This window comes from Streptomyces sp. NPDC051183, from assembly GCF_040682455.1.
GTDB lineage: Bacteria > Actinomycetota > Actinomycetes > Streptomycetales > Streptomycetaceae > Streptomyces.
Window position 1 is genome coordinate 94,369 of sequence record NZ_JBFBBA010000028.1, and the last position, 22,523, is coordinate 116,891.

The window sequence follows — 22,523 nt, forward strand, 5'->3', positions numbered from 1 at the left end:
GAGGTTGGCATGAGGATCATCTGGTCTCGCGTACGGGCGGCGCTGACGGGCCGTGGCGGAGATGCGGGAATGTCGACATCGGAATACGCCATGGGCACGATCGCGGCGTGTGCATTCGCGGCCGTTCTGTACAAGGTGGTGACGAGCGAGGTGGTCTCCACGGCGCTCCAATCGACCATCGGGAAGGCTCTCGATGTGCCGTTCTGAGCGAAACTCACGGGGAATGCGGGGCGGGAGGGACGACCGGGGCTATGTGACGGCGGAGGCCGCCCTGGTGATCCCGGCGCTGGTGCTGTTCGCGGCGCTGCTCGTGTGGGCGCTGATGGCGGCCGCCGCGCAGATCCGGTGCGTGGACGCCGCGCGGGCCGGTGCCCGGGCGGCGGCCCGCGCGGAGCCGGCGGAGGTGACGGTGGCGGCGGCCGAGGCGGCCGCCCCGCCGGGCGCCGAGGTCAGGGTGGAGCGGACGGGCGACCTGTGGCGCGTCCGCGTGTCAGCCCCCGCCCCGGGTCCACGCGGCCTCACGGTCCACCTCGGCGCCCAGGCGGTATCCCTGGCCGAAGACACCGTGGGACCACCGCCATGACCAGACGCGTAACCAACCCGGCACCCTGCCGCCCGAGCCGCGCCGTGACCTGGCCCCCGGGCCGTTCCGTGGGCAGCGCCGCGTGCTGGCCCCCGAGCCGGGCCCTGAGCGGGGCGGCGGTCCTGAACCCGAACCGGTCCCCGGGCCGGGCCGTGACCTGGCCCCTGAAACGGGCTGTGAGGTGGTCCGGGGGCCGGTCCCCGAATGAGGGTCAGGGCTGGACCGCGAGCCGGGCCCTGAGCTGGGCAGCGGGCCGGGGCCCGAACCGGTCCCGGGGCTGGGCCGTGTGTTGGTCCGTCAGCCGGGCTGCGGACTGGCCCTTGGGCTGGTCCGTGGATTGGACCGCCAACCGGACCCCGGGCCGGTCGCCCATGGGCCGCCCCGGGGTCCGGTCTGCGGGCCGGGCCCTGAGTCGCGCCGTGAACTGGTCCTGGGGGCGTTCTGTGGGCCGGGTTGTGGCCTGGACCGCGGGCTGGGCCGTGAGGCGGTCCGGGGGCCCGTCCCCGAACCGGGCCGGGAGCCGGCATCTGGGCTGGTCCGTGGGCCCGGGCCCGAACCGGTCCGCGGGCTGGGCCACGTGTTGGTCCGTGAGCCGGGCTGTGGACTGGTCCGTGGGCTGGGCCGCGTGTTGGTCCGTGAGCCGGGCTGTGGACTGGTCCGTGGGCTGGGCCGCGGGTTGGCCCCCGAGGCGGGCCGTGGGGCGGTCAGGGGGCCGGTCCCCTGACCGGGGGCAGCGCTGGGCCCGGAGCTGGGTCCTGCGCTGGGCGGCAGGCCGGGTCTCGGGCTGGTCTGGGGGCCGGGTCCTGGGCGGGGCCGGGAAGCGGGCTTGGGACCGGGCCGTGAGTCGCCTCATGGGTCCGGCCCGGGGTCGGGCTGGGGAACGGGGGTCGGCGACGGTTTGGGCGGCGCTAGTGGTGACCGTGCTCGGGGCGGTGTTCGGCGGAGTTCTCCTGCTCGGCCAGGCCGTCGTGGCCCGCCACCGGGCGGCGGCGGCCGCCGACCTGGCGGCCCTCGCGGCCGCGGCGAGCTGGACCCACGGCCCGGAGGCCGCCTGTGCCACGGCGGTACGGGTTGCCGTGGCGCAGGGTGCGCGGCTCACCGGGTGCGTGGTGGCGGGAGAGACGGCGCAGGTCACGGCCCGCGTGGCGTCTGGCCCGTTCACACCGCCGATCCGCGCCCGGGCGGGCCCGCCCCTGCCGCCACCGGACGGCCGAGCCATACCGGGCCAGCGGCCCACCCCGGCTGGGCCCCCGACCTGAGCCGAAGCCCCGTCCCGGGCACTGACACCGCCCCAACCCAGGGCCCTGGTACGGCACGGTCGCGGGCCCCGCCAGTCGGCCCGGGTAAGGACAGGGTCCGGCCCTGCTGCGAGCCCGGACTCCGGTTCTGGCCCGACCCGGGGTCCGATCCGGGGCACTGGGCTCCGGCCCAGAGCGTGGTTGCGGCTCGGGACTGGGTCCGGCACCGTACCGGCCCGCACCGGGTGTCGGCCCGGGTGAATACCGGCCTGGGCTCCCGTGCCGGCCCCGACCGTGGTTCCGGCTCGGGTGCTGGGGTGGACCAGTTCTGGCCCGCACGTGGGCGCGGGGCCCACGCCTGGTGTGGGTTCGCACCGTGGTGTCGGCCCGGACCTGTACGGATCTGGATTCCGGCGCCGGTGGGCCTTGGGGCTGCCAGGACCAGTGCCGGTCCGCTCGCGCGGTCGCGCTATGCCCGTTGGTGCCACGGACTCGGCGTCGGCCGGGGCCAGCACCGGCCTGGAGTCGGGTGCCGACCCGGGCTGCCCCGGGTTTGGGATGGCCGCGGCCCGGGTCCCCGGACCGGCCGCCGGGCCGGTAGCCCGGCACCTCGGGACCGGCCCGGGCTGTGGGGGCTTGGCGTGGTGCAGCTCTTGGCCCGTGGCGGGCCGGGGTGCTGCGGTGTGGGACTGGCCCGGGTCGTGGGGGCTTGGCGTGGTGCAGCTCTTGGCCCGTGGCGGGCCGGGGTGCCGCGGCGTGGGGCTGGCCCGGGTCGTGCCCACGCCGAGCCCACGGCAGCCCTTGGCCCGGGCCCGGGGCTCCGTGGCTCGGGGGTGGGGCCGTGCGCCCGGTGTCCGTTCGGGGCTCCACGGAGCGGGGTGGGCCGCGGGCCGGGGCGGGTTCAGGGCGGGGCTAGTGGTGGGGGGAGTCCTTGAGGAGGTGGGTCAGGAGGCGGATGGCGCCGCGTTTGTGGAGGGGGTCGTTGCCGTTGCCGCATTTGGGGGACTGGATGCAGGAAGGGCAGCCGGCCTCGCATTCGCAGGCGGCGATGGCGTCGCGGGTCGCGCTCAGCCAGGCGTGGGCCGTGTGGAAGGCGCGCTCGGCGAATCCGGCGCCGCCGGGGTGGCCGTCGTAGACGAAGACCGTCGGGAGGAGGGTGTCGGGATGCAGCGGGACGGAGACCCCGCCGATGTCCCAGCGGTCGCAGGTGGCGAAGAGCGGCAGCAGGCCGATGGAGGCGTGCTCGGCGGCGTGCAGGGCGCCGCCGAGGATCTCCGGGTTGATCCGGGCCTCGTCGAGCTGGTCCTCGGTGACCGTCCACCACACGGCCCGCGTGCGCAGGGTGCGGGGCGGCAGGTCCAGCTTGGTCTCGCCGAGGACCTCGCCGGTGATCAGCTTGCGGCGCAGGTAGGAGACGACCTGGTTGGTGACCTCGACGGAGCCGAAGCAGAGCCGGCCCCGGCCCCACGGGACCTCCGTCTCGGTCTCCAGGACCGAGATCGAGGTGGTATCGCGGGCGGTGGTGGAGAAGGGCGGGCTGGACTCCTCCACCAGGGCCACCGAGTCCTCCAGGTCCAGGTGCTTCACGAGATACGTGCGGCCCTGGTGGAGGTGGACCGCCCCGTCGTGGACGCCGGTGTGGGCGGCGGACTCGTCGACCGTGCCCAGCAGCCGGCCCGTGGCGACCTCGACGATCTGCACGGGGCGGCCGCCGTCGCCCCGGATGTCGGTCAGGTCCGAGGCCCGCTCACGGCGGGTCCAGTGCCAGGCCGTCGCCCGGCGGCGCAGCAGCTTGGCGGCCTCCAGCTGGGGCAGCAGTTCCCGGGCCGCCGGGCCGAAGAGGTCGAGGTCCGCCTCGGTCAGGGGGATCTCGGCCGCGGCCGCGCACAGGTGCGGGGCCAGGACGTACGGGTTGTCCGGGTCCAGGACCGTGGCCTCGACCGGCTGGCGGAACAGCGCCTCCGGGTGGTGGACGAGGTACGTGTCGAGCGGGTCGTCGCGGGCGATCAGCACGGCCAGGGCCCCCTGGCCCGAGCGCCCGGCGCGGCCGGCCTGCTGCCACAGGGAGGCCCGGGTGCCGGGGTAGCCGGTGATCAGTACGGCGTCCAGCCCGGAGACGTCCACGCCGAGCTCCAGGGCGGTCGTGGCGGCCAGCCCCAGCAGTTCCCCGGAGTGCAGGGCCCGCTCCAGGGCGCGGCGCTCCTCGGGCAGGTAGCCGCCCCGGTAGGCCGCGACCCGCCGGGGCAGTGAGCGGTCCACCTCGGCGAGCCGTTCCTGGGCGATGACGGCGATCAGCTCGGCGCCGCGCCGGGAGCGGACGAAGGCGACCGTGCGGACGCCCTGGACGACCAGGTCGGTGAGGAGGCTCGCCGTCTCGGCCGTGGCCGTACGGCGCACGGGGGCGCCCTTCTCGCCCTTGAGGTCGGTCAGGGGCGGCTCCCACAGGGCGAAGACGACCTCGCCGCGCGGGGAGGCGTCGTCGGCGACCTCGACGACCGGCAGGCCCGTCAGGCGGGACGCGGCGGCCGCCGGGTCGCTCGCGGTGGCGGAGGCCAGCAGGAAGACGGGTTCGGAGCCGTAGCGGGCGCACAGCCGCCGCAGCCGGCGCAGGACCTGGGCGACATGGGAGCCGAAGACTCCCCGGTAGCTGTGGCACTCGTCGATCACCACGTAGCGCAGGGCCCGCAGGAAGGAGGACCAGCGGGGGTGGGCGGGCAGGATCCCGCGGTGCAGCATGTCGGGGTTGGTGAGGACGTAGTTGGCGTACTGGCGCACCCACTCGCGTTCCTCGACGGGGGTGTCGCCGTCGTAGACGGCGGGGCGGATCGCGTTGCCCAGCGGGGCGGCCAGTTCCCGTACGGCGCGCCGCTGGTCGGCGGCCAGGGCCTTGGTCGGGGCCAGGTACAGGGCGGTCGCACCCCGTCCGTTGGGGGCCTCGGCGCCGTCCGCGAGGGCGGAGAGCACGGGGGCCAGGTACGCCAGGGACTTGCCCGAGGCGGTGCCGGTCGCGACGACCACCGACTCGCCGTCGAGGGCGTGCTCGGCCGCCGCGGCCTGATGTTCCCACGGATGGTCGATGCCGGCTGCCTGGATGGCGGCTACGACATCAGTTCGGATGCGGTCGGGCCAGACTGCATGACGGCCCGCCCGAGGGGGCAAGTGCTCCGTATGGGTGATGCGCGCAGCCCGGGAAGACCCCCCTGCCAGCCGGTCCAGGACCGTGCCGGGGGTGGGTCGTGGGTCCACGGGTGCCGTGGGCCGACCGGGGCGGTGAGTATTGGCCATTGGAACCGAGTGTGTCACTGGCGTGCGGGACAATGGTCCCAAGGCGTCGTGCGCGCCTGCCGGTAAGTGATTGAATGCCATCGCGGCAGCCAATCCCTCGCCTACCTTCGGGTGGGGAGGCCCCTGGGGGGCGCCGCTCGATAGCAAGGTGCTGGAGGATCCGTGGACCTGTCCCTGTCGACTCGCACTGTCGGCGACCGTACGGTCGTGGAGGTCGGTGGCGAGATTGATGTGTATACCGCGCCCAAGCTGCGCGAGCAGTTGGTCGAGTTGGTGAACGACGGCAGCTACCACTTGGTTGTCGACATGGAGCGAGTGGACTTCCTCGACTCCACCGGGCTTGGTGTGCTCGTGGGAGGCCTCAAGCGCGTCCGCGCGCACGAGGGCTCGCTGCGTCTGGTCTGCAACCAGGAGCGCATCCTGAAGATCTTCCGCATCACCGGCCTGACCAAGGTGTTCCCCATCCACACCTCGGTGGAGGACGCCGTCAGCGCCACCGACTGACGGCTTCCCGGCGGCCGCCCGGCGGGCAGCCGCCGATGAGCCGCATGAGGAGCGGGGGGCACCGGGCCACAGGCGGTCCGGGCCCCTGCAAGGCACGCCCGTAGTCCGAGGGGGACGCGCATGGCCACCGTTGAACTGCGCTTCAGCGCCCAGCCCGAACACGTCAGGACGGCCCGCCTGGTCGCGGCCGCCGTGGCGCGGCGGGCCGGCGTGGAGGAAGCCGTCCTCGACGAGGTCCGCCTCGCCGTGGGCGAGGCCTGCTCGCGCGCCGTCGGACTGCACCGCAGCAACGGGCTGACCGCGCCCGTCCGGGTCGTACTGACCGAGGAGGAGAAGGTGTTCTCCATCGAGGTCGGCGACGAGGTTCCCGGGCCGCCCGGAGGCCCGGCCGACGCCGTGGCCGGCATCGACGCCGTCCTGGACCCGGACATCGAGGGCGAGGACGAGATGGGCCTCGCCGTGATCAGCGGGCTCGTCGACGACGTCGAGGTGACCAGTGGGGAAGCGGGCGGGACCATCCGGATGAGCTGGCCCGTCGCCGGGGTCTCCGAGCTTCCGTAAGGCGTCGGGCGTCAGGCGTAAGGCGCGAGACGTCAGGACAGGACCTCCTGCGGCCGGGTTCGCCCGGACCGCCGGTATCGCGCCGGGCCCGTGGCCCCGGCGCCTTTTGTGCTGCCCGTCTGACCCGCCCGTCTGACCCGCCCGTCTGACCCGCCCGTCTGACCCGTGCTCCCGCCTGCCCGCCCGAACGTGCGTCGGTTGGCCGTCTGCTGGCCGTCCGTCGCTTGGGCTCAGCCCGTCTGCGGATCGTCTCCCGGTCGCCCCGGACCCGTCGTCCGACGCCGCCGCGCGCGCGGGTCGTCGTATCTTCCGATCTTTATCCCGGCCCTGCTGAGCAGGGCCTCTTTTGCGTTTCCGCGCCGCCCTCGCGCGAATTCCTAGATCAATGACCAGGCGTCAATGCCTTTGTCCCATTACCCCTTTCGAGGGTAATGGAGTGACGCGATCTATTGCTGAGGAGCAAGAGCAGGCCAATTCCGTTTCCCGCGCACTGTTTTGATCAGGGTGCGCTCCCTACAATCCGTCCACATCTTGAGCTCATCACGTCAAGGAGGACGAATGACGGGGCTCTTCACCCCTATCGCGCCCGATCGCACCACTGATCTGGCATCCGCAGTACTCACCGATGACAATCGGCTCATCGTGATCGTCATTGCGGCCGTGGCACTGGCCGCGCTCGTCGTCGCGCAGATCCTGGTCCGCCAGGTCCTCTCCGCCGACGAGGGAACCGACAGCATGAAGAAGATCGCCGCAGCCGTCCAGGAAGGCGCCAACGCCTACCTCGGCCGCCAGTTGCGCACCCTCGGCGTCTTCGCCGTCGTGGTCTTCTTCCTGCTGTTCCTGCTGCCCGCCGACGACTGGACGCAGCGGGCGGGACGTTCCGCCTTCTTCCTCGTCGGCGCCATCTTCTCGGCGGCCACCGGCTACATCGGCATGCGCCTCGCGGTCCGCGCCAACGTCCGCGTCGCCGCGGCCGCCCGCGAGGCCACCCCCGCCGAGGGCGAGCCCGCCAAGGACCTGACCGAGGTCTCCCACAAGGCCATGCGGATCGCCTTCCGCACCGGCGGCGTGGTGGGCATGTTCACCGTCGGCCTCGGCCTGCTCGGCGCCTCCTGCGTCGTCCTGGTCTACGCCGCCGACGCCCCCAAGGTCCTGGAGGGCTTCGGCCTCGGAGCCGCCCTGATCGCGATGTTCATGCGCGTGGGCGGCGGCATCTTCACCAAGGCCGCCGACGTCGGCGCCGACCTGGTCGGCAAGGTCGAGCAGGGCATTCCGGAGGACGACCCGCGCAATGCCGCGACCATCGCCGACAACGTGGGCGACAACGTCGGAGACTGCGCCGGAATGGCCGCCGACCTCTTCGAGTCCTACGCCGTCACCCTGGTGGCCGCGCTCATCCTCGGCAAGGCCGCCTTCGGCGACCTGGGCCTCGCCTTCCCGCTGATCGTCCCCGCCATCGGTGTGATCACGGCGATGATCGGCATCTTCGCGGTCTCCCCGCGCCGTACCGACCGCAGCGGCATGACCGCCATCAACCGCGGCTTCTTCATCTCCGCCGTGATCTCGCTCGTACTCGTCGCCATCGCCGTCTACGCGTACCTGCCGGCCACCTACAAGGAGCTCGTGGGCGTCGAGAACCCCGCGATCACCAACCACTCCGGTGACCCGCGCATCCTGGCCGTCGTCGCCGTCGCCATCGGCATCGTGCTCGCGGCCCTGATCCAGCAGCTGACCGGCTACTTCACCGAGACCAACCGCCGTCCCGTCCGGGACATCGGCAAGTCCTCCCTCACCGGCGCGGCGACCGTCGTGCTCGCCGGCATCTCCGTGGGCCTGGAGTCCGCCGTCTACACGGCGCTCCTCATCGGCCTCGGGGTCTACGGGGCGTTCCTGCTCGGCGGCACGTCGATCATGCTGGCGCTGTTCGCCGTGGCCCTGGCCGGCACCGGTCTGCTCACCACGGTCGGCGTCATCGTCGCCATGGACACCTTCGGGCCCGTCTCCGACAACGCCCAGGGCATCGCCGAGATGTCCGGCGACGTCGAGGGCGCCGGCGCGCAGGTCCTGACCGACCTGGACGCGGTGGGCAACACCACCAAGGCCATCACCAAGGGCATCGCCATCGCCACCGCCGTGCTCGCCGCGGCCGCGCTCTTCGGCTCGTACAACGACGCCATCGCCACCGCGGTCAAGGAAGTCGGAGCCAAGGCGGGGGAGATGAACCTCAGCCTGGACATCGCGCAGCCCAACAACCTCGTCGGGCTGATCCTGGGCGCGGCGGTCGTGTTCCTGTTCTCCGGCCTCGCCATCAACGCCGTATCCCGCTCCGCGGGCGCGGTCGTCTACGAGGTGCGCCGCCAGTTCCGCGAGCACCCCGGGATCATGGACTACAGCGAGAAGCCCGAGTACGGGCGCGTCGTGGACATCTGCACCAAGGACGCGCTGCGCGAGCTCGCCACGCCCGGCCTGCTCGCCGTCCTCACGCCGATCGCCGTCGGGTTCTCGCTCGGTGTCGGCGCGCTCGGCTCCTTCCTGGCCGGAGCCATCGGCACCGGCACCCTGATGGCGGTCTTCCTCGCCAACTCCGGTGGTGCGTGGGACAACGCGAAGAAGCTCGTCGAGGACGGGCACCACGGCGGCAAGGGCAGTGCGGCCCACGAGGCGGTCGTCATCGGGGACACGGTCGGCGACCCGTTCAAGGACACCGCCGGTCCGGCCATCAACCCGCTGCTCAAGGTCATGAACCTGGTGGCCCTGCTGATCGCCCCGGCCGTCGTGCAGTTCAGCTACGGCGCGGACACCAACCCGACCGTGCGGGCGATCGTCGCGGTCCTCGCGATCGGCGTCATCGTCGGCGCGGTGTACGTCTCCAAGCGCCGCGGCATCGCGGTCGGCGACGAGAGCGGGACGGTGCCCGCCGAGCGGGTGGCCCAGTCGGCCGACGCCGCGGTGGTCTCCTCGTAGGCCGGGCACGGGCAACGATCGGGCAGCGGCCGGGCAGGGTCTGACCGGGAGTCGGACGGGCTCGGTCGTACGCCCGAACGGCGGACGGGCGGCGCGGACTGACGCGCCGTCCGTCCGCCGTTGCGTGTCCCCGGATGGCAGGCGTGTATCTTCCGGGCCGAGAGCCTTCGAAGGGACCAATCCGGTGAACAAGAAGCTTGCGGCCGCAGTGTCAGGCGGTGCGGTACTGATGCTCGTCCTGTCCGGCTGCGGCGGGGACGACGGCGACAAGAAGGCCGACGCCTGGGCCAAGAAGGTCTGCGACAGCTGGCAGCCCGAACTGAAGAAGATCGAGCAGGCCAACGCCGACATCAAGCGGGTGGCCACCGAGAGCAGCAAGCCCGAGGAGGTCCAGTCGACCGACTCGGCGGCGTTCGGGACCATGTCCGCGTCGTACAAGGCGATGGGTACGGCCCTGCAGGGGGCGGGAGTTCCCCCGGTCAAGGACGGCCAGGCGACCCAGACCGCGGCGGTCCAGGGCTTCGAGTCGACCTCGCAGGGCTACACGGCCCTGAAGACGAAGATGGACGCCCTCGACCCCAAGGACCAGGGCAAGTTCGCCGAGGGGCTCAAGGACGTCGCGGCCGGGCTGGAGGACGCGACCAAGGGCGGCAAGGACGCGCTCGACCAGCTCAAGGCGGGCGGTCTGGACAAGGCGATGAACAGTCAGAAGGGCTGCCAGGTCACGACGGCGTCGCCGGCGAAGTAGGCCGCGCGGCGGCGGCTCGCGCAGGCCGCACGCCGACCAGGGCGGCAAGCTGCCTTACGCCGACCAGGGCGGCAGGCCTTACGCCGACCAGGGCGGCCGGGGTCCCCGAGGGGGCCGCGGCCGCCCTGGCGCGTGTCCGGGCCTCGCGACGCGGGCATTGTCCGCGCCAGCGGCCACAATGGACGGGTGAGTACCACCAGCCTTCCCTCGCCCGACCGCGCCGCCGAGCTGCGGACCGCCCTGCTCGACGCCGGCTTCACCGCCGACGGGCTGCTCGAACTGCTCGGCGCCCCCGCCTACGCCGCGCTGGCCCGCAGCGAGACGGTCCCCGCGCTGCGCGCCACCCGCGGCGCCGGCGACGGCTCTCTCGCGAGCCTGATCCGGCTGTTCCTGCTCCAGGAGCCGGAGCCGTACGTGCACGCCGCGGCCGCGCTGCCCGTCGAGGCGGCGCTGGCCGACGGCTGGCTGCGCCGGGAGGGCGACGAGGTGCACGCCACCGTCGACGTGCGCCCGTTCGGGGGCCCGGACGGCGAGGACTGGTTCATCGTGTCCGACCTCGGCTGCGCCGTCGGCGGGGCCGGCGGGATCGGCAGCCGCGAGGAGGGCGTCGTCCTCGGCGTCGGCGGAGCCTCCACCACCCTGGCCGGGGTCACCGTCCGCATCCCGGTCGGCAGCGCCCTCGACCTGGGCACCGGGTCCGGCATCCAGGCGCTGCACGCCACCCGGCACGCGACCCGGGTCACCGCCACCGACGTCAACCCCCGGGCCCTGGAGTTCACCCGGTTGACGCTGGCGCTGTCCGGGGCTCCGGAGGCCGAGCTGCTCACCGGGTCGCTGTTCGAGCCCGTGGGGGACGCGACGTACGACCTGATCGTGTCGAACCCGCCCTTCGTGATCTCCCCCGGCGCCCGCCTCACGTACCGGGACGGCGGGATGGGCGGCGACGACCTGTGCCGGACGCTGGTGCAGGAGGCGGGAGCCCACCTCAACCCGGGCGGGTACGCGCAGTTCCTCGGCAACTGGCAGCACGTGGAGGGCGAGGACTGGCACGACCGGCTCCGCTCCTGGGTGCCGCGCGGCTGCGACGCGTGGATCGTGCAGCGTGACGTGCAGGACGTGACCCAGTACGCGGAGCTGTGGCTGCGCGACGCGGGCGACCACCGCACCGACCCGGCCGAGTACGCGCGGCGGTACGAGGACTGGCTGGACGAGTTCGAGGCCCGCAAGACCAAGGCGGTCGGCTTCGGCTGGATCACCCTGCGCCGCAGCGACGCGGCCGAGCCCTCGATCGTGGTCGAGGAGTGGCCGCACTCGGTGGAGCAGCCGCTCGGCGACACCGTCCTGGCCCACTTCGCCCGCCAGGACTACCTGCGGGACCACGACGACGCGGCCCTGCTGGAGGCCCACTTCACGCTGGCCGCAGAGGTCGTCCAGGAGCAGGTCGGCGCGCCCGGCGCGGAGGATCCGGAACACGTCGTGCTCCGGCAGAACCGCGGAATGCGGCGCGCCACGAAGGTCGACACGGTCGGGGCGGGCTTCGCAGGAGTGTGTGACGGCTCACTCAGCGCGGGCCGGATCCTGGACGCCATCGCGCAGCTGATGCAGGAGGACCCGGTGGTCCTGCGCGACCGGACGCCGGAGGCCATCCGGATGCTGGTGGAACAGGGGTTCCTGGAGCCGCTGACGGGTCCCGCGAAGTAGCCGCCGGCGGGCCGGCCCCGGGATGTAACCCGGGGTATGCCCGCTGTTCCCCCGCCCCTGGCAGGCTCCTGCGGAGCGGGATCCGGGGGGATCCCGGGAGCGGCCCGCGGGTTTGGGGGAGCGGCATGGAAGGCGGTCCGGCGTTCTTCGCGGCGACGGTGTTCCTGCTGTTCGGGGCCGTTCTGCTGGCCTGGACCGGGGCGCGTGCACTGCGCCGTGCCCCGGTGGCCGAGGGCGTGCGCCCCGCCGTGGCCGTGCCGCTGGCACTGCTGGGCGGCGGGGTGTCGCTGGCCCTCGGGGTCTGGTGCCTCGGGCGGGCGTGAGACGGGGGCTGTGAAGCCGGGGCGCGCGCACGACGAGCCGCCGGGGCGCACGCACGACGAGCCGCCGGGGCGCGCGCACGCCGGCCCGGTCCGGAGCCGGGTGACGACGCCCCGAGCTGACCGGAGCCGTCCGAAAGTCGCCCGGAGCCGTGTGAAGTCGCCCGGAGCCGCGTGAGCCGCGCCGGGCCCGCCCCGACGCCGCGTCAGGCCGCCCGGAGCGGCGTGAGGCCAGGTGAAACGGGGCGCGGGGGCGGGGCCAGACGGCCCCTTGGCCACTCGGCATGGTGATCGCCAAGGGTCCGGCGCGGCATCCGGGCGGCAGAAATGGCACTTGTCGGGTTACCGTTCGAGTGGCCGTTGCGGGCTTCTGCCGTTTGACACGGGGGCGGGTTGTACCGTCACACTCCGCAGCGTCGCCGTACTGCGACCGAGTGCCGACCGGAGAGAAGAGCCAAGTTGTCCCCGACTAGCGAGACCGCAAAGGGCGGCCGCCGACTCGTCATCGTCGAGTCCCCTGCCAAGGCGAAGACGATCAAGGGCTACCTCGGCCCCGGATACGTCGTCGAGGCGAGCGTCGGGCACATCCGCGACCTCCCGAGCGGCGCGGCCGAGGTTCCCGACAAGTACACCGGTGAGGTCCGCCGTCTCGGTGTGGACGTCGAGCACGACTTCGCGCCGATCTACGTGGTCAATGCCGATAAGAAGGCCCAGGTCAGGAAGCTCAAGGAGCTGCTGGCCGAGTCCGACGAACTCTTCCTCGCCACCGATGAGGACCGCGAGGGCGAAGCCATCGCGTGGCACCTGCAGGAAGTCCTCAAGCCCAAGGTCCCCGTCCACCGGATGGTCTTCCACGAGATCACCAAGGACGCGATCCGCGACGCCGTCGCCAACCCGCGCGAGCTCAACCAGCGCATGGTCGACGCCCAGGAGACCCGCCGCATCCTCGACCGCCTCTACGGCTACGAGGTCTCGCCGGTCCTGTGGAAGAAGGTCATGCCGAAGCTGTCGGCGGGCCGCGTCCAGTCCGTGGCCACCCGCCTCGTCGTCGAGCGGGAGCGCGAGCGCATCGCCTTCCGCTCCGCCGAGTACTGGGACCTGACCGGCACCTTCTCCACCGGGCGCGCCGGTGACGCCTCGGACCCGTCCACGCTGGTCGCCCGCCTGAACACGGTGGACGGCAAGCGCGTGGCGCAGGGCCGTGACTTCGGTTCGACGGGTCAGCTCAAGAGCGAGGTGCTGCACCTCGACGAGGCAAACGCCCGGGCGCTCGCCGCCGCGCTGGGGCAGACCGCGTTCGCCGTCCGCTCGGTCGAGTCCAAGCCGTACCGCCGCTCCCCGTACGCCCCGTTCCGTACGACGACGCTGCAGCAGGAGGCCTCGCGCAAGCTGGGCTTCGGTGCGAAGGCGACCATGCAGGTGGCGCAGAAGCTGTACGAGAACGGCTTCATCACCTATATGCGTACGGACTCCACGACGCTCTCCGACACCGCGGTGTCGGCGGCGCGGGCGCAGGTCACGCAGCTCTACGGGGCCGACTACCTGCCGGAGAAGCCGCGCGTCTACGCGGGCAAGGTCAAGAACGCGCAGGAGGCGCACGAGGCGATCCGTCCTTCGGGTGATCGTTTCCGCACCCCGGCCGAGACGGGTCTGACCGGCGACCAGTTCCGCCTGTACGAGCTCATCTGGAAGCGGACCGTCGCCTCCCAGATGAAGGACGCGGTCGGCAACTCCGTCACCGTGAAGATCGGCGGCCTCGCCTCCGACGGCCGGGACGCGGAGTTCACCGCCTCCGGCAAGACGATCACCTTCCACGGCTTCATGAAGGCGTACGTCGAGGGCGCGGACGACCCGAACGCCGAGCTCGACGACCGCGAGAAGCGCCTCCCGCAGGTCGCGGAGGGCGACGCGCTGTCCGCCGAGGAGATCACGGCGGACGGTCACTCGACCAAGCCGCCGGCCCGCTACACCGAGGCCTCGCTGGTCAAGGAGCTCGAAGAGCGCGAGATCGGCCGCCCGTCGACCTACGCGTCGATCATCGGCACGATCCTGGACCGCGGCTACGTCTTCAAGAAGGGCACGGCGCTCGTGCCGTCCTTCCTGTCGTTCGCCGTGGTGAACCTGCTGGAGACGCACTTCGGGCGGCTCGTCGACTACGACTTCACCGCGAAGATGGAGGACGACCTCGACCGCATCGCGCAGGGCGAGGCCCAGTCCGTGCCGTGGCTCAAGCGCTTCTACTTCGGCTCGGAGGACGCCTCGGAGGTCGTGCCGGCCGGCGGCGACCACCTCGGCGGCCTGAAGGAGCTGGTCACGGACCTGGGCGCGATCGACGCCCGGGAGATCTCCTCCTTCCCCGTCGGCCAGGACATCGTGCTGCGGGTCGGCCGCTACGGGCCGTACGTGGAGCGCGGTGAGAAGGACGCCGAGGGCCACCAGCGGGCCGACGTGCCCGACGACCTGGCTCCGGACGAGCTGACGGTGGAGTACGCGGAGGAGCTGTTCGCGAAGCCGAGCGGTGAGTTCGAGCTCGGCAAGGACCCGGTCAGCGGCAACGAGATCGTCGCCAAGGACGGCCGCTACGGGCCGTACGTGACGGAGATCCTGCCCGAGGGCACGCCGAAGACCGGCAAGAACGCGGTCAAGCCGCGCACGGCCTCGCTGTTCAAGTCGATGACCCTGGACACGGTCACGCTCGACGAGGCGCTCAAGCTGATGTCCCTGCCGCGGGTCGTCGGCGCGGACGCCGAGGGTGTGGAGATCACGGCCCAGAACGGCCGCTACGGCCCGTACCTGAAGAAGGGCACGGACTCGCGGTCGCTGGAGACCGAGGACCAGTTGTTCTCGATCACGCTGGACGAGGCCCTCGCGATCTACGCGCAGCCGAAGCAGCGGGGCCGGGCCGCGGCCAAGCCCCCGCTGAAGGAGCTCGGCACCGACCCGGTGAGCGAGAAGCCGGTCGTGGTCAAGGACGGCCGCTTCGGCCCGTACGTGACGGACGGCGAGACGAACGCGACGCTGCGGCGGGACGACGACGTCGAGACGATCACGCCGGAGCGCGGCTACGAGCTGCTGGCGGAGAAGCGCGCGAAGGGTCCGGCCAAGAAGACGGCCAAGAAGGCTCCCGCGAAGAAGGCCCCCGCGAAGAAGGCCCCGGCGAAGAAGGCGACGGCGACCAAGACCGCCGCCGCGAAGAAGACGGCGGCCAAGAAGACCACCACGGCCGCGAAGAAGACCACGGCCAAGACCGCGGCCAAGAAGACGACGGCGAAGGCGGCCGCGACGGCCTCGTCGGACGACTAGCCTCCCGGCCCGGTTCCGGGCCCCGGCTCCGGGCAGGGCCCCGTGCGAAACGCACGGGGCCCTGCCCGTTCGCGCGAGGTGGGTCCGGGGTCACACCCGGGGTTGTCCACAGGCTTCCGCACCCGCCAAGCACAGCGGATAGGCTGGGCGGATGACGCGAGCCGAGCAGCCAACGGTCGTGACCGCCCCCGCCACCCCCACCTACGACGAAGCCCTAGCCGCGGACTCCCGCGAGCGAGCGGTGCGCGCCCTGCTGCGCACGCCCAGGCTGCGCCGGCTGTGGAGTGCCCAGCTGGTGAGCGGCATCGGTGACGCCCTCGCCCTGCTGGTGCTGGTGCTGCTCGCCTTCCAGGCGGCCGTGTCCCAGGACGCCTTCGGCGGTGGATACGGCGGCTGGGCCATGGCCGTCGCCGCCGTCTTCGGCGTCCGGATCCTCGCCACGCTCCTGTTCGGCGCCGTGCTGCTGGGCCCGCTGGCCAAGCTCACCGCGCCCCGGGACGCGGGCGGGAAGCTGGACCGCCGCTGGACGATGATCGGGGCCGACGGGGTCCGTCTCGGCCTCTTCGTCGTCGCCCCGCTCTGGCTCGACTGGATCCCGGAGCACGCGCTGACCGCGCTGCTCGCCACCGTCTTCGTCTCCGGCGCCGCCGAGCGGCTGTGGAGCGTGGCCAAGGACAGCGCCGCCCCCGCGCTGCTGCCGGCGCCGCCGCCGGAGGGGGCGACCGTACGGCCGCTGCCGGACCACCTCGACGCGCTGCGCCGGCTGAACCTGCGTACCGCCTTCGCGGCCATGCCGGCCGCCGCGGCCGTGCTGCTCGCCGCGACCCTGATCGGCAAGGCCCTCGGCCTCGGAGTGGGCTGGTTCGCCGAGAACCAGGCCGCGCTGGGCTCGTACGTGGCCTCCGGCCTGTTCGCGGCGTCCGTTTCGCTGCTGCTCCCGCTGGTGCTGCCCGCCACCAAGACCCCGCGTCCGCGCTCCCCGCTGGAGGGCCTGCGCGCCCCGAAGACCGGCGACCGGCCCGAGAAGGGCCGTACGGGCGCGATCCCGCTGCTCGTGCTGGCCTGCGCCGCCGTCGCCGGAGCGGTGGCCTGCGCCGCCGCCGTGGCCGTACTGCACGCCATCGACCTCGGCGGCGGCCCGGCCTCCTTCGCGATGCTCGTGCTGGCCCTCGTCGGCGGCACCGGCCTCGGCATCCGTGCCACCCAGGCCGGCAAAGTGCTCCCGGCGCTGTCCCGGCGCAGGCTGCTGGCCCTGGCCGTCGGCGTCACCGGGCTCGCGCTGCTGCTGACCGGGCTGGTCCCTGACACCGCGACCGTGCTGTTCCTGTCGCTGCTGGCCGGCACCGCCGCGGGCGTCGCCGCCAACACCGGCCACACGCTGCTCGACCAGGAGACCGAGGAGTTCCGCCGGGCCCGGGTCACCGAGCACCTGCAGGCCGTCGTACGGGTCGCCGTGGCCGTGGGGGCCGTGGCCGCGCCCGTCCTCGCCTCGGCGATCGGCCCGCACCGCCTCGCTTTCGGTGACGTCGTCTTCGCGCACGACGGCGCCGCATTCACGCTGATGCTGGTCGGCGCCCTGCTGCTGCCCGTCGCCGTCGTGGTGCTCGCCAAGGCCGACGACCGCGGCGGCGTACCGCTGCGCCGCGACCTGCGCGAGGCGCTGCGCGGCGGGGAGCCCGCGCAGGCGGCGTCCACCACCGGCTTCTTCATCGCCCTGGAGGGCGGGGACGGCGCCGGCAAGTCCACCCAGGTGGAGGCGCTGGCCGACTGGATACGGGGCAAGGGCCACGAGGTCGTGGTGACGCGTGAGCCCGGGGCCACCCCGGTCGGCAAGCGGCTGCGCTCGATCCTGCTCGACGTGTCCTCCGCCGGGCTGTCGAACCGCGCCGAGGCCCTGCTCTACGCGGCCGACCGCGCCGAGCACGTGGACACGGTCGTCCGGCCCGCGCTGGAGCGCGGCGCGGTCGTCATCTCCGACCGCTACATCGACTCCTCGGTGGCCTACCAGGGCGCGGGCCGCGACCTGTCCCCGACCGAGATCGCCCGGATCTCGCGCTGGGCCACCGACGGGCTCGTACCGAACCTGACCGTGCTGCTCGACGTGTCGCCGGAGGCGGCGCGCGAGCGGTTCACGGAGGCGCCGGACCGGCTGGAGTCGGAGCCCGCGGAATTCCACCAGCGGGTGCGGTCCGGGTTCCTGACGCTCGCGGCGTCCGACCCCGGGCGCTACCTGGTGGTGGACGCCGGCCAGGACCCGGAGTCCGTCACCACCGTCGTGCGCCACCGCCTGGACCGGATGCTCCCGCTGTCCGAGGACGAGGTGGCCGCGCAGCTCGAGGCGCGGCGGCTCGCCGAGGCGGAGGCCAAGCGCAAGGCCGAGGAAGAGGCGGCGCGCAAGGCCGAGGAAGAGCGGCTGCGCGCCGAGGAGGAAGCACGCAAGGCGCGCGAGGCCGAGGAGGCCCGGATCAAGGCCGAGGCCGAGGCCGCCCGCAAGGCGGCGGAGGAGCGGCAGCGCGCCGAGGAGGAGGCCCGGGCCCGGGCCGAGGCCGAGCGGCTGCGTGCGGAGGCCGAGGCGAAGGCCCGCGCCGCGGAGCAGGAGCGGCTGCGGCTGCAGGAGGCGGAGGAGGCCCGGCTGCGGGCCGAGGCCGAGGAGCGGCGGCTGGAGAAGCAGCGGCGCGCGGAGGAGGCCCTGCTGAAGGCCGAGGAGGCGCGCCGGCTGGCGGCGGCCGCGGCGGCCGAGGCGGCGGCGAAGGCGGCCGCGGCTGCGGCGGCTACGGCGGCGGCCTCTGCGCCGGCTCCGGCTCCGGCCTCTGGACCTTCGGCACCTGCTTCGGCTTCGACTTCGGCGGCGGAGGCTCCGGCGCCGAGGGTCGGCATGCGCAAGGACCCGGCTCCGGAGCGGGCCGAGGACGTGACCGTGGAGACCCCGGTGGTCAAGCGGGTCATGAAGCCGGACGACGTCACCGAGACGGTGCCGGTGCCGAAGATCGACCCGGCCGCGGAGACCTCCGTGCTGCCGCCGGTCCGCGTGACGGGTCCGGCCGACGAGACGGCCGTACTGCCGCCCGTACGCCCCACGGGGGCGGCGCCCGCGCGGCCGGTGCGGGACGCGCAGTCCGGGCAGTCCGGGCAGTCCGCGCAGGGTCCTCAGCGGGCCGCCCAGTCCGCCTCGCGGCCGACGGCCCGGCGTCCGGAGGAGAACCCGGCCGACCGGGTGCCGCCGGGCATCTTCCGGGACTCCGGCAATGACGCGACCCGGGAGCTTCCGGTCCTCGGCGACGACGGCCGGCCGCGCAGGCCGCGCCCGGACTGGGCCGAGGAAACCCCGCTGGACGATCTGCCGACGCTGGCGGACGAGCTGCTGGGCCCGCGCCGGGACGACGAGGACGACCGCCGTCCGCGCCGCTCCTGAACCGGCTGACCCGGCGGCCGGCCCGGCTGCCCGGGCTGTCCGGGATTGTCAGTGGCGCGCGCCACACTGTGAACAGGTACGGCACGGACGGTAAGTGAAAGGCGGTGGGCGGGATGCCCGTATGGGACGACCTGGTGGGACAGGAGCGTGTCCAGACGCAGCTGGCCGCCGCCGCCCGCGATGCCGACGCCCTGGTCACGGCCATCTCGGCCGGGACCGAGGCGCCCGCCGCGTCCAAGATGACCCATGCCTGGCTGTTCACCGGGCCGCCCGGCTCCGGGCGGTCCACGGCCGCTCGGGCCTTCGCGGCCGCGCTCCAGTGCACCAGCCCCGACCGCGCCCTCGGGGGTGAGCCGGGCTGCGGTTTCTGCGAGGGCTGCCACACCACCCTGATCGGCACGCACGCCGACGTGGAGATCGTCCGTACCGATCTGCTGTCCATCGGTGTGAAGGAGACCCGCGACCTGGTCCGCCGGGCGCAGCTCTCCCCGGCCGTGGGCCGCTGGCAGGTCATCGTCCTGGAGGACGCCGACCGGCTGACCGAGGGCGCGGGCAACGTACTGCTCAAGGCCGTGGAGGAGCCCGCTCCGCGCACGGTGTGGCTGCTGTGCGCGCCCTCGCTGGAGGACGTGCTGCCCACCATCCGCTCCCGCTGCCGGCACCTGACGCTGCGTACGCCGCCGGTGGCGGCCGTCGCGGACGTGCTGGTCCGGCGGGACGGCATCGAGCCCGCGGTCGCCGCGGCCGCCGCCCGCGCGACCCAGGGCCACATCGGCCGGGCCCGCCGGCTCGCCACCGACGAGGCCGCTCGGACGCGTCGGGCGTCCGTGCTGAGGCTCCCGCTCCGCGTGGACGACGTGGGCGGCTGCCTCAAGGCCGCGCAGGAGCTCGTGGACGCCGCCGCCGAGGATGCCAAGCAGGTCGCGGAGGAGGTCGACACCAAGGAGACCGAGGAGCTGCGCGCGGCGCTCGGCGCCGCTGCCGGCACCGGCGGGCGCATGCCGCGCGGCACGGCGGGCGTGATGAAGGAGCTGGAGGACCGGCAGAAGCGCCGCCGCACCCGCACCCAGCGCGACAGCCTCGACCTGGCCCTGACCGACCTCACCGGCTTCTACCGGGACGTGCTGGCGCTCCAGCTCGGCTCCTCCGTGGCCATCGCCAACGAGGAGATACGGCCGGACCTCGACCGGATCGCCCGCGAGTCGGGTCCCGAGCGGACCCTGCGCCGGATCGAGGCGATCATCGCCTGCCGGGAGGCCCTGGACCGCAATGTGGCGCCGCTCCTCGCGGTCGAGGCGATGACGATGTCGCTGCGCGCGGGCTGACGGACCCGGACCCCCTGCCCTCGGCTCGGCCCCGGCTCGGCCCCGGGGCGGGTAGCGCGGCGGGGCTCCCGTTGACGGCTTCACCCGTACGAGCGGTCCGGGCCGCGGGGCCGGTCCGTGGCCGTCCGTGGCGGTCCGTGGCCGTCCGTGCCGGGTGGCACGGGGTGCCCGGGCGGCGGTGGGCCGGGCGTCCCCGGTGCGGGCCCGGTGCGGGCCCGGGCCGGGCCGTACCGGGAGGGTGCCCAGGCCGTAGGCTCCGGGAATGGACACCAGTCGCGTGCTGCGCACCACCGGGACCGTGATCGCCGCCGCCGCGCTGCTGCTCTCCGGGTGCACCTCGGGCGGTTCGGAGGGATCCCGGGCCGCCGCGTCCTCCTCCGGGGACGCGGGCAGTGGTTCGGCCGCACCGACCGCGATCCCGGCCGCGCTGCGCCCGTACTACGACCAGAAGCTGAGCTGGCGCGACTGCGGTGTCCCGGGCTTCCAGTGCTCCACGATGAAGGCCCCGCTCGACTACGCCCGCCCCGAGGCCGGGGACATCGAGATCGCGGTGGCCCGCCGCCCCGCCACCAGCCCCGGCAAGCGGCTCGGCTCGCTGGTGGTCAACCCCGGCGGTCCGGGCGGCTCCGGGATCGGGTACCTGCAGGCGTACGCGGGCATCGGCTATCCGGCGCCGGTGCGCGCCGCGTACGACATGGTCTCCTTCGACCCGCGCGGCGTGGACCGCAGCAGTCCCGTCCAGTGCCTCACCGGCCCGGCCATGGACAAGTACACGCAGGTCGACCAGACGCCGGACAATGCGGCGGAGCGGAGCCTGCTGGTGGCCGCGTTCAAGGAGTTCGCGGCCGGCTGCCAGGCGCGCTCGGCGCGGGTCCTGCCGCACGTCTCCACCGTGGACGCCGCCCGGGACATGGACCTGCTGCGCGGGGTGCTGGGCGACGAGAAGCTGACGTACGTGGGGGCCTCGTACGGCACCTTCCTCGGGGCGACGTACGCGGAGCTCTTCCCGGGCCGCGTCGGCCGACTGGTGCTCGACGGCGCGATGGACCCCTCCCGGCCCGCGCTCGAACTGAACCGGGACCAGACCGAGGGCTTCGAGACGGCCTTCCGCGCCTTCGCCAAGGACTGCGCGAAGCAGCCGGACTGCCCGCTGGGGCGGGGCGGTCCCGACGCGGTGGCGGCGCGCCTGAAGGAGTTCTTCCGCAAGGTCGACGCCCAGCCGGTGCCCAGCGGCGACGACGACCGGCCGCTGGGCGAGTCCCTCGCGACCACCGGGGTGATCGCGGCGCTGTACGACGAGAACGCCTGGCCGCAGCTGCGCGAGTCGCTCGCGGCGGCGATGGACGGCGACGGCTCGGGGCTGCTGGGCCTCGCGGACAGCTACTACGAGCGCGAGCCGGACGGCAAGTACGCCAACCTGATGTACGCGAACGCCGCCGTCAACTGCCTCGACCAGCCCCCGGCCTTCGCCGGGCCGGAGGCGGTCGAAGCGGCCCTGCCCTCCTTCGAGAAGGCCTCCCCGGTCTTCGGCCCGGGCCTGGCCTGGGCCTCGCTGAACTGCGCGTACTGGCCGGTGAAGGCGACGGGCAAGGCCGGCCCGATCGCCGCGAAGGGCGCCGCGCCGATCGTGGTGGTCGGCACGACCCGCGACCCGGCGACCCCGTACAAGTGGGCCCAGGCTCTGGCGAAGCAGCTCGACTCGGGGGTGCTGCTCACCTACGACGGCGACGGGCACACGGCGTACGGGCGCGGCAGCGACTGCATCGACACGGCGATCAACACCTACCTGCTGGAGGGCAAGGCCCCGGCGGACGGCAAGAAGTGCTAGGCCGCGCCACGCCGAGCTGGGAGCTGACCGGCGTGCGACGCCGGTTATGCCGCACCTTGTACCGGTACGGGACCGGGCTCCGGCCCCTCCCGCAGCCCGGTTCGGGGCACCCCGTTTAACCCTGTAGACTTGGCGCCGCTGCTGATGAGAGCCTCCCACCAGGGAAATTCTTGTCTTCCCAGCGGTGCCGCCTTAGCTCAGTTGGCCAGAGCAACGCACTCGTAATGCGTAGGTCTCGGGTTCGAATCCCGAAGGCGGCTCGGATTAGCCCCAGGACTCACTCGCCGTGACCTGGGGCTTTTTCATGCCCTTTACCAATGCGGGCATGCGGCGGCGGGGGTTGGGAACCCCGTGCGTGAGCATGCGTGAGCGCTGGATGCGGGGACTGTGTCGGGATCAACGGCGCGAAGAGCGGCGGCCGACTCCAGGAGGCCGTCTCGCTCCAGGCGGTCAAGCGCATCGCCCGTGGTGCCGGGTGGCTTTCGCCAGGAGTCGGCGATCTGTTGGACGGCGGCGAAGACCCGCTGTCGATCGAGATCGATCTGGGCCAGAACGAGAACGAGGTGACCGGACGGTTCCCGGATTCCAGCGGTCGTGGTGCATGGGGCAGTCCTCTGCGCGGAGGTTTTGGTGACGCCCCAAAGGCATTGCCGGCGGGTGCTGTCACGTTGTCGGTGGGGTGATCGTCTGAGGGCGTGAGGAAGCCGTTGGCGGCTGGTTGCTCAGGCTTCGGAGGGCACGCCGGCGGCGC

15 protein-coding genes and 1 tRNA gene are annotated in these 22,523 nt (G+C 73.5%); 15 read left to right on the top strand and 1 reads right to left on the bottom strand.

What is annotated here, in order from left to right:
• Nucleotides 1–9: 9 nt before the first annotated feature.
• The 3 genes from AB0M99_RS24095 (at nucleotide 10) to AB0M99_RS24105 (ending at nucleotide 1,842) form a co-directional block, all read left to right on the top strand.
• On the top strand, nucleotides 10–207 hold the full coding sequence (locus AB0M99_RS24095; protein ID WP_365923667.1) for a DUF4244 domain-containing protein: 198 nt from the start codon (nucleotides 10–12) through the stop codon (nucleotides 205–207).
• Between the two features lie 16 nt (nucleotides 208–223).
• Nucleotides 224–583, top strand: a complete 360-nt coding sequence (locus AB0M99_RS24100; protein WP_365923669.1) for a TadE family type IV pilus minor pilin — start codon at nucleotides 224–226, stop codon at nucleotides 581–583.
• A gap of 914 nt (nucleotides 584–1,497) precedes the next feature.
• Nucleotides 1,498–1,842 carry an Rv3654c family TadE-like protein gene (locus AB0M99_RS24105; protein ID WP_365923671.1) on the top strand — a complete coding sequence of 115 codons (345 nt, stop codon included), beginning with the start codon at nucleotides 1,498–1,500 and terminating at the stop codon, nucleotides 1,840–1,842.
• 891 nt (nucleotides 1,843–2,733) lie between these two features.
• Here AB0M99_RS24105 and AB0M99_RS24110 read toward each other — a convergent pair.
• Nucleotides 2,734–5,187, bottom strand: a complete 2,454-nt coding sequence (locus AB0M99_RS24110; RefSeq protein ID WP_365923673.1) for a DEAD/DEAH box helicase — start codon at nucleotides 5,185–5,187, stop codon at nucleotides 2,734–2,736.
• A gap of 81 nt (nucleotides 5,188–5,268) precedes the next feature.
• On the opposite strand from AB0M99_RS24110, the gene bldG reads away from it, so the two are divergent.
• The 12 genes from bldG (at nucleotide 5,269) to AB0M99_RS24170 (ending at nucleotide 22,455) form a co-directional block, all read left to right on the top strand.
• Complete coding sequence (gene bldG, locus AB0M99_RS24115; RefSeq protein WP_267751850.1) at nucleotides 5,269–5,610, top strand: anti-sigma factor antagonist BldG; 342 nt, start codon at nucleotides 5,269–5,271, stop codon at nucleotides 5,608–5,610.
• A 120-nt stretch (nucleotides 5,611–5,730) separates the two neighbouring features.
• Nucleotides 5,731–6,171, top strand: coding sequence for an ATP-binding protein (locus AB0M99_RS24120; RefSeq protein WP_365923675.1), 441 nt, complete (start codon nucleotides 5,731–5,733; stop codon nucleotides 6,169–6,171).
• Nucleotides 6,172–6,729: 558 nt separating this feature from the next.
• On the top strand, nucleotides 6,730–9,135 hold the full coding sequence (locus tag AB0M99_RS24125; protein WP_365923677.1) for a sodium-translocating pyrophosphatase: 2,406 nt from the start codon (nucleotides 6,730–6,732) through the stop codon (nucleotides 9,133–9,135).
• Between the two features lie 184 nt (nucleotides 9,136–9,319).
• Nucleotides 9,320–9,883, top strand: coding sequence for a small secreted protein (locus AB0M99_RS24130; RefSeq protein ID WP_365923679.1), 564 nt, complete (start codon nucleotides 9,320–9,322; stop codon nucleotides 9,881–9,883).
• Nucleotides 9,884–10,069: 186 nt separating this feature from the next.
• Nucleotides 10,070–11,584, top strand: coding sequence for a class I SAM-dependent methyltransferase (locus AB0M99_RS24135; RefSeq protein ID WP_365923681.1), 1,515 nt, complete (start codon nucleotides 10,070–10,072; stop codon nucleotides 11,582–11,584).
• Between the two features lie 125 nt (nucleotides 11,585–11,709).
• Nucleotides 11,710–11,907, top strand: a complete 198-nt coding sequence (locus tag AB0M99_RS24140; RefSeq protein ID WP_365923683.1) for a hypothetical protein — start codon at nucleotides 11,710–11,712, stop codon at nucleotides 11,905–11,907.
• A gap of 456 nt (nucleotides 11,908–12,363) precedes the next feature.
• On the top strand, nucleotides 12,364–15,207 hold the full coding sequence (gene topA, locus AB0M99_RS24145; protein ID WP_365923685.1) for a type I DNA topoisomerase: 2,844 nt from the start codon (nucleotides 12,364–12,366) through the stop codon (nucleotides 15,205–15,207).
• 151 nt (nucleotides 15,208–15,358) lie between these two features.
• Complete coding sequence (tmk, locus tag AB0M99_RS24150; RefSeq protein ID WP_365923687.1) at nucleotides 15,359–18,619, top strand: dTMP kinase; 3,261 nt, start codon at nucleotides 15,359–15,361, stop codon at nucleotides 18,617–18,619.
• A 113-nt stretch (nucleotides 18,620–18,732) separates the two neighbouring features.
• Nucleotides 18,733–19,944, top strand: a complete 1,212-nt coding sequence (locus tag AB0M99_RS24155; RefSeq protein ID WP_365923689.1) for a DNA polymerase III subunit delta' — start codon at nucleotides 18,733–18,735, stop codon at nucleotides 19,942–19,944.
• 262 nt (nucleotides 19,945–20,206) lie between these two features.
• The gene (locus tag AB0M99_RS24160) at nucleotides 20,207–21,772 is read left to right on the top strand and encodes an alpha/beta hydrolase (RefSeq protein WP_365923691.1); all 1,566 of its coding nucleotides are present in this window, start codon (nucleotides 20,207–20,209) and stop codon (nucleotides 21,770–21,772) included.
• A gap of 186 nt (nucleotides 21,773–21,958) precedes the next feature.
• Nucleotides 21,959–22,032: transfer RNA gene (locus AB0M99_RS24165), tRNA-Thr, on the top strand.
• Between the two features lie 105 nt (nucleotides 22,033–22,137).
• A complete protein-coding gene (locus AB0M99_RS24170; protein WP_365923693.1) occupies nucleotides 22,138–22,455 on the top strand; it encodes a hypothetical protein in 318 nt (105 codons plus the stop codon).
• Nucleotides 22,456–22,523: the final 68 nt, after the last annotated feature.

What these genes read in the sequence shown, in the direction of transcription:
- AB0M99_RS24160 (WP_365923691.1), top strand. Translation starts at nt 20,207, where the DNA reads ATGGACACCAGTCGCGTGCTGCGCACCACCGGGACCGTGATCGCCGCC.
- AB0M99_RS24120 (WP_365923675.1), top strand. Translation starts at nt 5,731, where the DNA reads ATGGCCACCGTTGAACTGCGCTTCAGCGCCCAGCCCGAACACGTCAGG.
- AB0M99_RS24100 (WP_365923669.1), top strand. Translation starts at nt 224, where the DNA reads ATGCGGGGCGGGAGGGACGACCGGGGCTATGTGACGGCGGAGGCCGCC.
- AB0M99_RS24110 (WP_365923673.1), bottom strand. Translation starts at nt 5,187, where the DNA reads ATGGCATTCAATCACTTACCGGCAGGCGCGCACGACGCCTTGGGACCA.
- tmk (WP_365923687.1), top strand. Translation starts at nt 15,359, where the DNA reads ATGACGCGAGCCGAGCAGCCAACGGTCGTGACCGCCCCCGCCACCCCC.
- AB0M99_RS24155 (WP_365923689.1), top strand. Translation starts at nt 18,733, where the DNA reads ATGCCCGTATGGGACGACCTGGTGGGACAGGAGCGTGTCCAGACGCAG.
- AB0M99_RS24125 (WP_365923677.1), top strand. Translation starts at nt 6,730, where the DNA reads ATGACGGGGCTCTTCACCCCTATCGCGCCCGATCGCACCACTGATCTG.
- AB0M99_RS24095 (WP_365923667.1), top strand. Translation starts at nt 10, where the DNA reads ATGAGGATCATCTGGTCTCGCGTACGGGCGGCGCTGACGGGCCGTGGC.
- AB0M99_RS24140 (WP_365923683.1), top strand. Translation starts at nt 11,710, where the DNA reads ATGGAAGGCGGTCCGGCGTTCTTCGCGGCGACGGTGTTCCTGCTGTTC.